The organism is Streptomyces sp. NPDC028711 (assembly GCF_055565415.1).
Genome location: NZ_JBVHUJ010000002.1, coordinates 207,642 through 222,993 on the forward strand (window position 1 = coordinate 207,642; position 15,352 = coordinate 222,993).

Annotated in this window: 7 protein-coding genes; 2 read left to right on the forward strand and 5 right to left on the reverse strand. The window is 75.2% G+C overall.

Translation table 11 applies throughout. The annotated features are described in order from the left end of the window. The 3 genes from ACZ4VK_RS06785 to ACZ4VK_RS06795 all read right to left on the reverse strand — a co-directional run bounded on the left by ACZ4VK_RS06785 (nucleotide 1) and on the right by ACZ4VK_RS06795 (nucleotide 6,670). Nucleotides 1-3,297, reverse strand: a complete 3,297-nt coding sequence (locus ACZ4VK_RS06785; protein WP_468349249.1) for a ferritin-like domain-containing protein — start codon at nucleotides 3,295-3,297, stop codon at nucleotides 1-3. Then, nucleotides 3,294-4,814 (reverse strand): flavin monoamine oxidase family protein, encoded by a 1,521-nt coding sequence (locus ACZ4VK_RS06790; RefSeq protein WP_468349251.1) that lies wholly within the window; start codon nucleotides 4,812-4,814, stop codon nucleotides 3,294-3,296. The genes ACZ4VK_RS06785 and ACZ4VK_RS06790 overlap by 4 nt, the downstream gene beginning before the upstream one ends. Before the next feature lie 62 nt (nucleotides 4,815-4,876). Next, nucleotides 4,877-6,670, reverse strand: coding sequence for an FAD-dependent monooxygenase (locus ACZ4VK_RS06795; protein ID WP_468349253.1), 1,794 nt, complete (start codon nucleotides 6,668-6,670; stop codon nucleotides 4,877-4,879). Between the two features lie 625 nt (nucleotides 6,671-7,295). Here ACZ4VK_RS06795 and ACZ4VK_RS06800 point away from each other — a divergent pair. Together ACZ4VK_RS06800 and ACZ4VK_RS06805 are read left to right on the forward strand one after the other, a co-directional pair. After that, complete coding sequence (locus ACZ4VK_RS06800; protein ID WP_468349255.1) at nucleotides 7,296-8,567, forward strand: Tm-1-like ATP-binding domain-containing protein; 1,272 nt, start codon at nucleotides 7,296-7,298, stop codon at nucleotides 8,565-8,567. A gap of 52 nt (nucleotides 8,568-8,619) precedes the next feature. After that, the gene (locus tag ACZ4VK_RS06805) at nucleotides 8,620-11,754 is read left to right on the forward strand and encodes a helix-turn-helix transcriptional regulator (protein WP_468349256.1); all 3,135 of its coding nucleotides are present in this window, start codon (nucleotides 8,620-8,622) and stop codon (nucleotides 11,752-11,754) included. On the opposite strand, the gene ACZ4VK_RS06810 is transcribed toward ACZ4VK_RS06805, so the two are convergent. Both ACZ4VK_RS06810 and ACZ4VK_RS06815 read right to left on the reverse strand, forming a co-directional pair. Beyond that, nucleotides 11,736-13,607: a serine/threonine-protein kinase gene (locus tag ACZ4VK_RS06810; RefSeq protein ID WP_468349258.1), complete on the reverse strand. Its 1,872-nt coding sequence runs from the start codon at nucleotides 13,605-13,607 to the stop codon at nucleotides 11,736-11,738. The genes ACZ4VK_RS06805 and ACZ4VK_RS06810 overlap by 19 nt on opposite strands. Further along, nucleotides 13,604-15,067, reverse strand: coding sequence for a hypothetical protein (locus tag ACZ4VK_RS06815; RefSeq protein ID WP_468349260.1), 1,464 nt, complete (start codon nucleotides 15,065-15,067; stop codon nucleotides 13,604-13,606). Before ACZ4VK_RS06815 ends, ACZ4VK_RS06810 begins: the two co-directional genes overlap by 4 nt. Between the last annotated feature and the right edge of the window lie 285 nt (nucleotides 15,068-15,352).

Below are 15,352 nucleotides of genomic sequence, written 5' to 3' on the forward strand. Positions count from 1 at the left end.
TCAGCTCCTCCCCTCGTGCTCGAAGCGCTCCGCGTACCAGGCCATCAGCTCCGGCACCCGGTCCGGCACGCCCTCGCACTCCCGAGCCATCGCCGCGAGATGCCGGAAACGCATCGCGAACCCGCGCCGGGCCACATCCGGGCGCGCGATGTACGCGGGCGGCTCCTCCAGCTCGAAGGAGGGCCCCGCCGTCCGTCCCCGCCATCCGGACTCCATCGGCATCAGCTGCTCGGCGAGCGGGCGCATCATGCCCGTCATCACGTCGATGGCGGCGTTCATCAGCTTCGAGCGCCGCAGACTCGCGTCCGGGCTCTCGCCGAAGTGCTGGACGATCAGCTGGAGCATCATGAAGTAGCAGCGGTTGAACAGACGCATCACCTGACGCGCGTGCGCATCGCTCACCGCCGCCCGTCCGGGATGGGCCGGGTCGAGCGTCGGATTGCGCAGCGAGGGGTACGCGGGCTGCCAGGGCGTCCCCTCTCCGTGCGGGCCGTCGGCGCGCTCCGTCATCAGGAGCTCCGCGAGCCGCACGAAGGTGTCGTGGTGGGACTCCGTGCCGGCCTTCCCGGTGTCGAGGACGCCGCCCTCGCCCTGCTCCGTCACGAAGTCGACGGCGAAGAGCGCGCTCGACAGGTCGTCCACCTCCAACTGGTAGTCAGGATGACCGGAGTTGACGGACGCGCCGACGAAGAGATGGTGCTCGCCGCCGCCGCGCCCCCGCTCCACCATGAACAGGTCGGGGACGCGCGTCAGCCCCTCCCTGATGCCCGCGTACAGCTCGCTCGGCGAGCCGAACGGGCTCGGCCCGTCCATGGCCCCGGAACCGCCCGCGAGCCGCTCCGGCCGCTCGATGGCGATGAACCGCTGGAGACTTCCCAGGTGCAGCGGTTCGAGGGCGAAGTCGAGCGGCAGCGGCAGCCGGCCCGGCGTACCGAAGTCGATCTCCGGGACGTGGAAGGGCTCGCCCATCGCCATCAGGATGTTGTTGACGACCAGGAAGTGCGTCATCTCCTCACGGGCGACGTCGAAGAGGCTGTCCCGCACGCCCTTGGCCAGGGTCTCTCCGCCGTCCCCGCAGGCGAGCCGGAGCTGCCGCGGTGTCCACACGCCACTGCGCACGTACGCGAAGCCCGTGCCGTGGGTGGGGATCGAATAGCCGGCGTAGAGGTACTGGAGCGAGGTGGCGAGCTCCACGGTCACCGCCTGCCAGAGCGCTGCCCGCAGCTGGGCCCGCGTGGTGATCCGCGGACGCGCGCGGGCCGGCGAGGGGGCGGCGGCCGGCGGCACGGCCGCCTCGGCGCTCCGCGCACGCAGGTACTTCAGGAGCATCCGCGCCTTCGGCAGCGACAGGTCGCGCGTCGGCGGCATGTAGTACGTCCTGTCCTTGTTCGCCGGATCGCACATCTGCCAGATGAGCTTCGCGTACGTCTCGACCTTGCAGCGGTCCTCGAGGCTGAACACCTCGTCGCGCATGAACGGGAACAGCTGCTCGTAGTAGGCGAAGACCTCCCGGTACAGCAGGTCGAAGGTGACGTCCTGCTGGAGGACGGCGTCCAGCGCCCAGTCGTCGGGCAGCACCCGGACCGCAGCCGATCCGGCCCACGGCCAGAACCCCAGGGCGTCCTCGTGGTCGTAGCAGGCCTCGGCCGAGCCGGGGGCCGCCGGATCGGCGGGCGGGAGGTCCTCGGGACCGGCCGCCAGGAGCAGCCGCGCCGTGCCGGCACGCACCCCGGAGACCGTGAACCAGCCCCTCCCACGCGCGTCCGTGACCAGCCGGCACGACGTCCCCTCCACGGGTCCGGGCGAGTCCGTTACGGGGGTCTCCGCGACGGTTGTCCGCGCTCCGGGTGTCTCCGTGACGGGTTTCCGCGCTCCGGGTGTCTCAGGTACGGGCTTCTCCTCAGTGGTCCGGCCCGCCCTGAGCCGTACGATTTCAACGTCCCCGCAGCGGGCGTACGGCGACGAGGCCGCCGGATCCAGCGGCAGGGCACGCGTGTTGGGGTACTGGCGGACGACGACCGGGTTGACGGAGGCCGGGCGGCCCCGCAGGAACGTGTGGACCGGGACCTCGACCGCGTGCTCGTCGCCCCGCTCGGCGTCCGGGTGCTCCAGGATCAGACAGGCCGCGTCGGTGAGGACCACCGTCTCGCGCTCCCGCAGCAGCACCGCGCGCGAGGCCCCGCCGCCCGCCGGGCGTACCAGGACGAGCCCCTCCGTCTCCGTGCGGCGCACCGCATCGGCCGAGACCGCCGGTACGGTCACCACCGTGCCGCCGTGGGGAGCGCCGTCGGGCAGGACGGCGACCGGCAGGTCCGAGCGGCCGGTCCGCAGCTCCAGGGCACGGCCCCCGTCCCGTACGGCTCCGTCACCGCCGGAGGCGCGGTACGCGTGCGCGTACGGCCAGTTGAACGCGACCTCCGTGGGGGAGACCCGTACGGTGCACGGTCCCGGCGCCCCGGCGTCCCCCCGGGCGTTCCCGTCCGGGACGAGCAGCCGGCCCGCCGGATGGGTGCGCGGCTCGTCCGGGTGCCAGGGCGCGACGGTGCCCCGGAGCCGCCACACCCCGGGCGCGTCCTCCGGCTCGTCACCGCCGTGCGGCCCGACGTCCGGGGGCGGCTGCTCCAGGGTGAACTGCACGAGGACGCCGCCGCCGTCCCGCGCCTCCGAGGCGGCCCGCAGGGCCCGTACGGCCGGGGAGTCCACCGACGCGGCCGGCCAGTCGAGTCCCTCACCGGACCCGATCGCGAACTGGTGGAGCGTACGGCGCACCGGCGTGAAGCCGTGCCACCGGGGCGGCATGAAGCCCGTCAGGTCCCCGACGCACAGATAGCCCGTGTCGTGCGAGCGCCCGTCGCGCCCGAAGGCGAACTGGCCGCCCATCAGCGTCGTCGTCCACGCGGACGCGGGATCGACGTCGAAGACCCGGGCCCGGTTCACCGTCGTCCCCAGATACGGGTTGTAGTGCCCCCACAGGTCGACGGCCCGCCCGACCACCGGGTCCGCCGTGTCGACGGCGCCGCCGTCCTCCCGCTGCACGCCGGTGATCCGGGCGTCGAGGACGAGGTGGCCGTTCCCGGAGAAGTGGCCCCCGCGCGCCCGGCGTCCCGCCAGGTGCTCGTGGTACGCCTCGGCCGGCCCGTCGACGCCGAACGGGACGGCCCCGCGCGGATGTCCCGCGCCCGCCGCCCGCAGAGCGGTGTTGCGCGCCAGGTCCACCAGGCCGCAGCGCGGGCCCGTGGGCAGCCGCGTCACCGCTGTACCCCCGAAGTACAGCCGGGGCAGGTCGAACACGCTCATGCCGCCTCCAGCCCGGCCGGCTCCACGAGACCCCGGCCCGGCGCGTGCCGGGCGATCAGGGTCACGGCCTCCAGGGCCGACTCCACCGCGCCCTCGATCCACGCGGGCTCCGTCGCGCAGTGCTCCCCGGCGAAGAACATCCGGTGCTGCGGCCGCACCGCCCGCCGCCGCTGCTCCTCGCACGCGGCGGCGTCCTGCCCCCACCGGATCGTGCACCCGCCCGCCGTCCACGGATGCTCGCCCCAGGCGATACTGGCGACCCCACGGACCATGCCCCTCCGCAGCAACTGCGGGTGCATCCGGCCCAGTTCCTCCACCACCGTCCGGTGCCGCAGCGCGGGCGGCATGGCGCCGAGATGCGCCGCGTCCTCCCCGATCGTGTAGCTGGCGAGCAGCGCGGCGCCCTGCGTGCGATCCGTGGTCCCCTCGTCCTGGGACGGCGGATAGTACGTCTGCCGGATACGGCCCCCGCTGAACGAGGCGCCGCCCCGGATGCCCTCCCGTTCCCAGAAAGGCTCGCGGCAGTGGACCGCGACCTTCGTCGCCGGGCAGTAGTCCACCTCCCGGACGACGGCGAGCTTGTCCTCGTCGAATCCGGTGAGCGTCAGACTCCGCAGGACCGAGAACGGCACGGTGCACAGGACGTAGTCGCAGCGCCGGACGGCAGCGGACGGGCCGCCCCCGAGCCGTACGAGGACGTGGTCGGGCGCCACCTCGAAGCCGGACACCCGCTGGCCCAGCCAGATGGGTCCCCGGATGCGGGCGGCAAGGCGCTGCGCGAGCTGGTCCATGCCGCAGGCCAGGCCGACCAGTTCGGGACTGGTCTCGGTGAGGATGTCGTCGAGGAAGCTGTTCAGCCGGGTGCCGCACCCCGCCCGGATCCCCGGATGCGCGGCGAACAGGCCGTGCACGTCGATCCGGTCCTTGGCGTGGCCGAGCAGATGCGGCGACAGGTCGACCTCCTCGACGAGATCCAGGAGGTTCCTCGCCAGGTCGGCACGGAGGCCGGCCCGGAGCGCCGGCGGAGCGACGGCGTCGACGACGGCCGCCAGCCACGCGCCGAACACGAGGGTCTCCTCGCGGTACGGAAGGCCGGGCAGCGAGGCGCGGACATCGGCGACGAGCGCCCGCGGCGCGTCCCGGAGCCGTACGTGACCCGCGCTGGTCGCCAGGAAGGCGTTCTCCTCGGACAGCAGGGTGGTGAACGGCCGCACCTGGTCGGCCAGGCCCAGATGCTCCACGTAACGCATCGTGCGGTGGTGCGCGGTGGGGATGCGCATGGCGCCGAGCTCCACGAACGGCGCCCCCTCGGCGGCGCCGAAGCGGTGCGTGCGGACCCGGCCCCCGAGCCTGCGGCTGCCTTCGAGGACCTCGACACGGAAGCCGAGCCGCTCCAGTTCGTAGGCGGCGACCAGGCCGGCCATGCCGGCGCCCACGACGCTCACCGTGCTGTTGGCGCGGGTGCGCCGCCGGGCGCGCGGCGCGTGACGGGACTGCGTGACGGTGGTGGTGTGCATGGCGGTCCGACTCCCGTTCGGTTCGGTGCGCGTCTGGGTGGGTGGGCCGGAACTCGGACGGTTCACGGGCCGCTGTGGGCGAGTGCCGCCACGTAGTCGCGGAGCGGGCCCGTAGGGGAGAGCGGGGCGACCAGACCCACGTATCCGTCGGGCCGTACGAGGCGCAGGTCGTCGGGGTGCCCGAGGAGGGCGGCCTCGGCGCCGTCCCAGGGCGTCACCGGCAGGATCCGGATCGGGGAGGGGAACCGGGCACACGCCTCGCGCAGCTCGTCGAGCACCTCGGGGCGGGCGCGGGCGGCGTGCAGGACGAGGGTCCACCGCTCGTATCCGAGGAGGGTGTGCAGCCGGGTGGCGGCCGGAACGGTGGGGTCTGTGGGGGAGCCCGGGTCCAGGGGGTGGGCAAGGGCCGGGCGGGAGGCGGGGTCTCCGGGGGAGTTGAGCTCATTGGGGCAGGCCGGGGCTGTGGAGTCGATGGGGTCCGTGGGGCTGGTGGTGACCAGGACGTCCGGCATGCGGTCTCCCGCGCGCGGCCCCCGGCGGAAGCGGCGGCCGGGCCGGTGCCGGGCCAGCGCACCGCCCGAGTGGGTGCGGGCCAGGTCGCTCAGACGCAGGTCGAGCCGTCGCTGGATCCCGCGCCGGGCGAGGGCGACGGGAACCGTGGCCGTGAAGGCCCGGTAGCCCAGCGGGGGCAGCGGCAGCTCCATGAAGTTCCACCGCATCTCGCGGATGTACCGCACGGCGAGCAGCCGTTGTTCGTCGCTGTACGTGTCGAGAAGTCCCTCGCCGGCCTCCCCGTGGTGCACGGCGGCGAGCTTCCAGGCGAGGTTGTGGGCGCCGAGGATGCCGACGTTCATGCCGTGACCGCCGACCGGGGCCCAGGCGTGCGCCGCGTCCCCGGCGAGCAGCCCGCGTCCGCAGCGCAGCCGGGCGGCGACCCGGTCGCTGAAGCGGGCGCGGTTGAGCCAGGGCGTCCCGGCGGCGTCGAGCCGGAGGCCGGGCATCCGGGCGGTCTCCGCGACGAGGTCCCGCAGTTCGCCGAGGGTGGGGGCGGCGGTCAGGGTGGGGTCGGGGTCGTCCCGGAAGCAGAAGAACCGGTAGTCCCCGCCGGGCAGCGGGAACACGAGCAGCGCGCGGTGCGGTGCCAGGAAGATGTGACCGCGGCCGGGCTCCTCGCCGAGCGTCCAGGTGGGGCGCGCGTTGCCCTGGACGACCTGGAGTCCGGTGCGGCGGTGCCCTTCGAAGGGGATGGCAAGGCGGTCCCTGACCACGCTGGCGGTGCCCTCGCAGCCGACGATCCACGGGGCGGCGGCGGACTCGACGGCGCCGTCCTCGTGCCGCAGGGTGAACTCCGCCCGGTCCTCGTGGATCTTCACGTCCGTCAGTTCGGTGTTCCACTCGACCCGGGTGCCGAGCCGGGCCAGTTCCTCGCAGAGGAGGCGCTCGATGTCGTGCTGCTCGATGTTCAGGGGACGGGCGTGCGCCGAACGGGCCCAGCCGGTGGTGAGTTCGCCGAGGGCGCGGTCGCGGGCGTGGACGGTCACCGCGTCGAGCTCCACGCCGTTGCGCCGGAGCGTCTCGCCGACCCCCAGGGCGTCGAGCGCCTCCCGGGCCCGGGCCCAGAGCACCAGGGCGCGGGCCTCGTGCTTGGTGGCGGGCGCCCGGTCGACGACCCTGACCCGGAGCGAGAGCCGGCTCAGCGCGATCGCGAGGGTGAGCCCGACGGGGCCGGCCCCGACGACGCAGACGTCCACGTCGCCGGCGCCGTGTCCCTGGGCATGTCCGTGCCCGGCCGCGCCCGCCGGCCCACCGTCGGCCCTGCTCCCGTCCGTGCCCTTGCCTGTTCCCACTCGGGTCACCCGCTCTCCGCTCGACGTTCCCGGTGTTCAGCGTGCGGGGCGGAAGATCACCTTCGACAGGGCGTGCGGCGGGGCGCGGGGATCACGCCGACCAGGGAAGATGACTACCTGTGCATCATCTGTTCCGTTTGCGTGACGGTGATGGGATTCGGCCGTCCGCGGTGATCGACGATCAACGGCCGGCATCGTGGGTTTCCCCTGGTCCGGGCGGTGCCGCACCCCTGGCACCAGGGGACCGGGTACGGCGGTCCCGAGTCCCGTCCCGTACGAGGAGGCTCGGGCCGCCCCACGACCGGGCCGCCGCCCTTGGCCGGATCTTCACCACCCGCACACGACACGGGCCCCCCTGCACGTGCCCGCCTGGCGTCGACCTGCCAGGTACGAAGCCCATTGCGGCCCCACCGCCCCGCTGTCCGTGGCCAGTTCACGACAGGCTCCCGTCCACGCGCGCCGGGTGACCGCTCTCCGGTGCCGGGCACGCGCGGGTCGAGGCGGTCCGGGCATGGCACTCATCTCCGCCACGAAGCACGCCGATCCGGCCTGACAGGTCGTTGTCGCCGCAGGTCACCCGGCAGAGGATCGACAGTGGCGGGACCGGAGGCGGGAACGGGAGAGGGGTGAGGGCATGGCGACCGTCGTGCTGATCGGCACACTGGACACCAAGGGGGAGGAGTACGCCTGGCTGCGGGAGCGGCTCCGGGAGTACGGCAGCGACGTCCTCCTCGTCGACACAGGGATCATGCCTCCGTCCGCCCACGCGCCGGCGGCCGACGTCACCGCCGACGTCGTCGCGCGGGCCGCCGGCCACGACCTGGCGGGACTGCGGGCCGCCGGGGACCGGGGCGCGGCCCTCGCCACGATGGCGCACGGCCTCACCCGGATCGTCGTCGACCTCTACCGCGAGGGAAGGCTGGACGCCGTGCTCGCCGCCGCCGGCACCGGCGGCTCCACCCTCACCGCCGCGCAGGCCATGCGCGCCCTGCCCATCGGCGTACCGAAGCTCCTCGTCAGCACCATGGCGGGCGGCGACGTCTCCCCGTACGTCGACACCAGCGACCTCACCCTGATGTACAGCGTCGTCGACATCTCCGGGCTCAACTCCGTCTCCTGCCAGGTCCTCGGCAACGCGGCCGCGGCGGCCGCCGGAATGGCCCGCCGCCACGAGCGCAACCACGACGAGCCCGCGGGCCGGGGACGACCGGTCGTGGCGGCCACCATGTTCGGCGTGACGACCCCGGCCGTCGACACGGCCCGCGCCCGGCTCGCCGAACTCGGCTACGAGGTCCTCGTCTTCCACGCCACCGGCGCGGGCGGCCGGGCCGTCGAGAAACTCGCCAGGGACGGCATGCTCGACGGCGTCCTCGACCTCACCACCACCGAACTCGCCGACGAACTCGTCGGCGGGGTCCTCAGCGCGGGCCCGTCCCGGCTCACCGCCGCCGGCGCCCTCGGCATTCCGCAGGTCGTCGCCCCCGGCGCCCTCGACACGGTCAACTTCGGCCCGGCCGCGACCCTTCCCGAGCGGTTCGCCGGGCGGCGGCTGCTCGTCCACAACGCGACGGTGACCCTGATGCGGACCACCGCGCGCGAGATGGCCGAACTCGGCACCGACATGGGCCGCAAGCTCCGCACCGCACGCGGCCCCGCCGAGGTCTTCTGGCCGCTGCGAGGCCTCTCGGCAGTGGACGCGGAGGACGGACCGTTCGCGGACCCGGAGGCGGACCGGGCCGGGCTCGACGCCCTGCGCGCCGCCGTCCGGGGCAGCGAGGTCCGGGTCCACGAACTCGACGCCCACATCAACGACCCCGACTTCGCGGTCGCCATGGCCGACCGCCTCCACCAGCTGATCGACCGACGGCCGCTGGGCACCGCTGTCGGTGGCGTGCCGTACAACTGAGAGAGGGAAAAGGAACAGGACCGACCGGACGACCGCATGAGGGGGACTGCAGGTGGACGACTCCACGGACCCGGGATGCGCCGACCGCGCGCCCCTCGTCGGACGAGCCCGGGAACTCGACCGGCTCGACCTGCTGTTGCACGGCAGGGCCGGGGGAACGGGCCCGATGGCGGTCGACGTCACGGGCGAGCCGGGCATCGGCAAGACCCGACTCCTCACGGAGTTCGCGGCCCGCGCACGAAGCCGGGGAGTGACGGTCCTACGGGGCCGCGCGGACCCGGGGGCCGGGGGCCGGGGGAGCTGGGGCGAGGTGGCCGGCCACGGCATGCCCTTCCACGTCTTCGCCGACGCCTTCGCCGACCTGGACCACCGAGGGCGTACGGGGTCCCCGGCCCTGACCGAGCTTGCGGAACTCGCCGAGTTCGCCGAGTTCGCCGAGTTCGCCGACCTCGGCGAACTCACAGAGGGTGTAGGGCTCGTGGGTGGTGTGGTCGGCCGCCACCCCGCCGCTCAAGGCGAGGCCGGCCGTCGGGGCCGGCCGGGCGACGGTCGTGGTGGCGCCGTCTCCGCCGCTCAGGTGCGGCGGTTCGCGGTGGCTCTGGGGCGGGTTCCGGCGCCCGGACTTGTGCTCGTTCTCGACGACTTCCACCACGCCGACCCCTCCTCCGTCGCGCTCGTCGACCATCTCCTCCGGCATCCGCTCCGGACACCCGTCCTGCTCGTCCTCGTCCGCCGCGAGCGTCAGACCACGCCCGCGCTCGCCTCCGTCCTCGCCCGGGCCGCCGACTCGGGCGACCTCGCCCGGCTCGCCGTCGGGCCGCTCGCGGCGGACGACTGCGTCGAGGGGCTCGTTCCCGGACTGCCGTCCGGCCTCGCGCGGGAGATCCACGCCACCGGTCTCGGCAACCCGCTCTACCACCGGGCCCTCGCCCACGCCCGTACGCGCGGGGGAGAGGCACCCGGCGCCGGACCGCTGGCGGTGTTCCTCGACGAACTCGCCCCGCTCGGCGGGACGGAGAGGGCGGTCGTCGAGGCGCTCGCCGTGCTCGAAGGACGCGCGACGGCCGAGCTGCTCACGGCGGTCGCCCACCCCACCGCGCACCCGGCGGACGAGGCGGCGGCCGCCGCGTCCCTGAGAGAGCTGACCCACCGTGACCTCGTCCGTGCCGAGGACGACGGACGCGTCCTGGTCCTGCGGCACCCGGCCCTCGCGGAGCTCGTCCGGGGCGCCCTCGACCCGTGGCGTCGAAGGGAACTGCACCGGCGGGCGGCAGAGGCCCTCGCCCGCGCCGGGGCGCCCGTCACCGAGCGCGCTCCGCACCTCGTACGCGCCACGACCGCCTGGGACCCGGTGGTCGCCGCCGAACTCGTGGAGGCGGCCGCGCGGACCGGAGCGGCCGACCCCGCGTGCGCCGCCCGCTGGCTGGGAGCCGTCCTCGCGCTCCTTCCCGACACCCCCGACCACCTCTCCACCCGGCGGGAACTGATGCTCCGGCGGGCCGACGCGCTCGGGTCGGCGGGCCGGGTGGCGGAGAGCCGTGACCTCCTCCACCGCCTCATCGACGCCTGCGCCCCCGACGCGCGCCCCGGCGGCCGGCCGGGCGTCGGCGTCGACGCCGGTGACAGGCAGCGGGACAGCGGCGACGGCAGCGAGAACGGCGGCGACGACGGCAGCGTCAGCGGCGCCGCGGGCACGGCCGAGCTGCGCACCTCTGCCGTCCTGCTCTGCGCGTTCATGGAGCGCCACCTCGGCCGCTACCCCGAGGCCGACGCCCTGCTCCGCCGGGAACTGGAGCGCATCCCCGGCCCCCGACCCGACCTGCGGACCCGGCTCGTCGTCGAGTGGGGCTGCCGGGCCCTGTTCGCGGCCCGGTACCCGGAGGTCCGCCCCGTCCTCGCGCCGACCCTCGACGAGGCCCGGCGGCGGTGCGACGACGCGGGCACGGCCGAGGTCCTGACCCTGGCCGCGCTCGGCGAGGCCTACACCGGCGACACCTCCGCCGCCCGCGTCCACGCGGCGCGGGCGGCGGTCCTCACCGACGCCTTCACCGACGGCCGGCTGGCCGACCAGGCCGAATCGCTGGTGCGCCTCGCCTGGACCGAGGCCTTCCTCGAGGAGTACGGAACCGCCGAGCGGCACACCGCCCGGGGCATCGCGTTGGCCCGCCGCACCGGCCGGCCCTTCGCGCTGTCCCAGCTCCTCCTCTGCTCGGCGTACGCGCACCTCCTCACCGGCAGGGTCGGCACCGCGCTCGACCAGGCCGAGGAGTCCCTCGCCGTCGCCCGTGCCCTGGGCGGTGCCGAGCTGGTCGGCTTCAGCGGGGCGCTCCGGGCCGCCGTCCTCCTCCACGCCCGGCCCCTCGGCGACCCGGAGGCGCCGGCCGCCGCCGAGGAGGCCGCCGCCACCGTGGGGACCGCGGACAGCTGGTGGGCCACCCAGGCCCGCTGCCTCCTCGGGCACTCCGTACCGCTCGACCGGGACCCCCACCGCGTGCGGGAGGTGCTCGTGCGCGCCGGCGGCGACCGGAACCTCTCCCGGATCCAGCCCTCACTGCGCCCCGGCTACCTCGAACTCCTCGCGGGCGCGGCCCTCGCCACGGGAGACCTCACGGAGGCCGAGCGGGTCGTCCGCCTGGCGCTCACGGAGGCGGAGACGCTGGGGCTGCCCGTCCAGATCGGCGCCGCGCGGCGCGCCTGGGGGCAGGTTCTCGCCCGGAGGGGCGAAGCGGCCGCGGCGGCGGAGGCGTTCACCGAAGCGGCACGGCAGAGCGCACGCTCCGGAGCCGTTCTTCGGGAGGCCCACAGCCTGTTGCTCGCCGCGCCCTGGACCCGGGCGGCGGGCGACGGGTCCCGGGCCGCCGCACAGTGGCGCAGAGGCCGCCGGCTTGCCGCCGACGGAGGCGCCCGCATGCTGGTGGACCTGGCCGACCGCACCGGACCGGCCCCTTCGGAGGGTGCCGCCGGGGGACGGCTCGCCGTGCTCACCCCGCGCGAGCGCGAGATCTCGGTCCTGGTCGCCGAAGGACTCACCAACCAGGCGGTGGCGGACCGGCTCTGTCTGAGCCCCCGCACGGTCGAGAGCCACGTCGCCCGCGTCTACCGCAAGACGGGCGTGGAGACCCGGGCCGGACTCGCCTCGCTCGTGGTCAGGTACGGGGTCGGCGAGGGTCAGTCCTTGCGGGGGTAGGTGGCCGTCACCCGGCCCTTCGCGTCGGCGTACAGATAGCCGGTGCCGTACGAGTCGGTCAGATAGACGCTCAGCCCCGCCTTGCTCCCGAGCATCGTCGAGCCCGGTACGAGTACGAGGTAGCGACTGGTCGGCCGGTCGACGCCCAGTTCCTTGTCGGCGCGCTTCAAGAGGCCCGGCAGGGCGTCCCAGTCGAAGGCGTCCAGGTCGGCCGGGACCGCTCCGGGGAACGAGGTGCCCGATCCCTGGCGCTCGGCCACGTCCCCTCCGCGGTAGACGTACCGGTCGTACCGCTTCGAACTGCCCTTCACGAGCGACTCGGCGACCGCGTACTCCGGGTACACGACGAAGCCGGTGACCTTGGTGCCACCGGAGGCCAGCTGGATCGCCGAGATGGCGGACCGGACCCCGGCGGGCGTCAGCAGATTCCGCACCTCCGGCTCCGCCTTCGATGGTGTGGGCCGCTGGGCGACAGAACCCTGCTGAGACGGAGGCGTGCTGCTCGGCCCGCTGCCCGGGTCGGTGGGCCGCCAGTCCCCGTTCATGGCGGCGATGGGAATGCCGACGGCGAGCACCACCACGGCGACGGAACCCAGGAACCTGCCGGTACGCCCCCGCCGCCGCCCTTCGCGGACGGGCCCTGGAGAGGCTACGGGGGCGGGACCTGGATCCGGATCCGGAGCTTGAGCGGGGGCCGGACCCGGACCCGGACCCGGAGCTTGAGCTTGAGCTTGAGCGGGGGCCGCATCGGGAGCCGTGACCGGCGTCGACGGAGCCCCCACCGGCGTCGACGGAGGCGCCAGCCGGAACGAGGTCGGCTCGTCCCGATCCGCCGCCCGATCCGCCGCCCCACCCGTCGCCCCGTTCGGGGCCCGCTCCGGTACGGCCTCGGGGCCGCCCGCGGGGCCGTCTGGCGGGGCGACTGCCAGGCCACGCGCCGGGCCACCCGCACGTCCCGGCACCACGTCCCGTACCGCGCCCGCGTCTACGACAGCACCGCCGGCGGCCGGTCGCGCGGCCGGGTCCGCCGCGGCCGTGACGGCGCCCAGCGCCCGGTCGAGTTCCTCCGCGTCCGGGCGGATCGCCGGGTCCCGTACGAGCAGCCGGATCAGGAGGTCCGTCAGCTCGCCGGCCCGTCGCGGGGGCGGTACGTCGTCGGAGAGGACGGCCGAGAGCGTCGCGAGGGTGTTCTCCCGGCGCAGCGGGTGGTGGCCCTCGACCGCCACGTACAGGAGCATGCCGAGGGACCACAGGTCGGCGGCAGGGCCGCTCCCGGCGCCGCCGCGGATCCGCTCGGGCGCCATGTAGTCGGGCGAGCCGATGATCGAGCCCGAGGCCGTCAGGACGGTGGACTCACGGATCGCGGCGATGCCGAAGTCCGTGAGCACCGGCCGCCCGTCGGGGCGCAGCAGGACGTTGGCGGGCTTCACGTCACGGTGCTCGATGTCCCGCGCGTGGGCTGCCCGGAGGGCCGAGAGCAGCCCGCGGCCGAGTCCGGCGGCCTCGGCGGGCGTCATCGTGCCCCCGTCAAGCCGGTCCTGGAGGGATCCGCCGGTGACGAGCTCCATCACGAGCCAGGGGTACGTCCCCTCGCCCGCGTCGACGATGTGATGGATCGTCACCACGTTGGGGTGGTCGATCCGGGCGAGGGCGCGCGCCTCGCGCAACACTCGGGCGCGGAGGATCCTGGCCCCTTCGACGTCGTGTTCGGCGAGCGCGGGGTCCGGCGGGCGCACCTCCTTGACGGCGACGTCGCGGTGGAGGGCCAGGTCGCGGGCGTGCCAGACCGTGCCCATCCCGCCCCCGCCCAGCCGCTCCACGAGCTCGAAACGGCCGTCGATCACTCTGCTCACACGCACCCCTGTACTCGGGTTCCCGGGGCGGTGGTGGCCCACGGCCCGGCTCCGCCCACTTCGCCGTACACGTTCACCTGGTAATGGCCCGACGGGCCGACCGGCTCGGGGAGTTCGGGCAGCCCCGGCCAGGGGCGACGCGTCTCCGGGGTCCCGCCCGCTGTCGGCAGCCCGCCCTCGGCCTCCCGCAGGGGCCCCGCCCCCGCCTGCGCCTGCGCCAGGGTCGCCCGGTGGTCCAGGGCCGCACTGTGGCGAAGGTCGTCCCACGATCGGGCCTCCGCCGCCGCGAGCGCGTACTCCCGCGCCGCCCGCCCGGGTTCGCCCCCGCGCAGTGCGCAGTCCGCGAGCCAGGCCCTCGCCCGTACCCGAGCCGCCGCGTCGCCGTCCTCAGTGAACCCGGCAAGAGCCTGGCCGAGCAGCGCCGTGGCCTCGCCGAGGCGGCCGCGCTCCGCGTACAGGACACCGAGCCGAAGCCGCGCGAGGGACCCCACGTGGACGTCCTGGGCGGGCCCTTCGGCATGGCCGACGGCCTCGGCGAGCAGCGACAGCTCCTCGTCCGCCCGCTCCCGCCCGCCGGCCTCGGCGACCGTCCGCGCCAGGGCGAGACAGAGACGGCGCCGGTCGGCGGCGCGGAGCGGTGTGTCAGGCGCGTCGGAAGCGAGGGCGGCCCGGAGAGGCGAGGCCGCCTCCTCATGAGCTCCGGCCGTCCTCAGTACGGCGGCGAGCAGGAGTGCGTGCTCGGGGGCCGGCCAGGGGCGTCCCCCGGCGCGGTGGTCCTCGATCGCGGCCCTCAGGTGGGCGAGCGCGGCGGCCGGGTCGTCGGGTGCGGTGATCCGGCCGAGCAGCGCGCGGGCGTCGGCGAGGACGCCGAGGGCGGCGTGGTCCGTCCGGTGCGGGGCGGTGAAGGCGATCAGCAGGTCGAGTTCCTCGCGGAGGGCCCCGGCCTCGACGGCGGGATCGGGACCGGTGTCCAGCAGGTCGGCGCGGGCCCGGGCGAGCAGCAGTCGCACAGTGGCCGCCTCCGCCACGCCGGCCTGCCCCCTCGCGTGGAGGGCGGCGGCCCGCTCGGACAGTTCCGTGAGCCGGGCGACGGCCGTCGCGCCGGGGCCGGGTCCCGCGAGGACCGCACGCGCCCGCGACACCAGCGCCTTGCCGCGTCGGCCGGCCCGTTCGTGGAGGTCGGCGGCCCGGAAGAAGAGCGGTCCGGCGGCGGGCCGTGCGGCGCCACGGCAGTCGAGAGCGGTCGCGTCCAGGGCGTCGGCGTGGTCCCCGGCCGTGAGAGCACCGCCCGCACGCCGCAGGACGGTCGCGGCCCGCTCCCAGATGTGCCCGGCCGACGGGTGGCCGTGGGCGGTGAGGCGCCGGGCCCGCCGGAGCAGCGCGGAGGGATCCTCACCGTTGGCCCCCGGGCCGTACGGAAGCACGCCGAGGCGGAACTCGTCGGGCGAGCGGCTGCTCATGCGGGTGCTCCGGGGAGTGGGGGAGAGAGGGGGGAGAAGGAAGCGGCCCGGCGTAGGGACGCCACCCGGACCCAGAGATCGAACCGACTCTCGCACCCCACCCCCCACCCGCACATCCGTAGAACTACGGAACCCGCGCCCGCCACCGCCCGCAGGCCGCACTCACCGTCGCCCACCCCACCCCGTAGCCCCCCCCGCCGTGCCCCCACGGCCCCGCATCGATCGGCCGCACTGCGCAGCGCCCGGTGTGCGGTCCTCGGCTAGGGTGATCCGATAGGGAATGCG

What these genes read in the sequence shown, in the direction of transcription:
- ACZ4VK_RS06815 (WP_468349260.1), bottom strand. Translation starts at nt 15,067, where the DNA reads ATGAGCAGCCGCTCGCCCGACGAGTTCCGCCTCGGCGTGCTTCCGTAC.
- ACZ4VK_RS06800 (WP_468349255.1), top strand. Translation starts at nt 7,296, where the DNA reads ATGGCGACCGTCGTGCTGATCGGCACACTGGACACCAAGGGGGAGGAG.
- ACZ4VK_RS06790 (WP_468349251.1), bottom strand. Translation starts at nt 4,814, where the DNA reads ATGCACACCACCACCGTCACGCAGTCCCGTCACGCGCCGCGCGCCCGG.
- ACZ4VK_RS06785 (WP_468349249.1), bottom strand. Translation starts at nt 3,297, where the DNA reads ATGAGCGTGTTCGACCTGCCCCGGCTGTACTTCGGGGGTACAGCGGTG.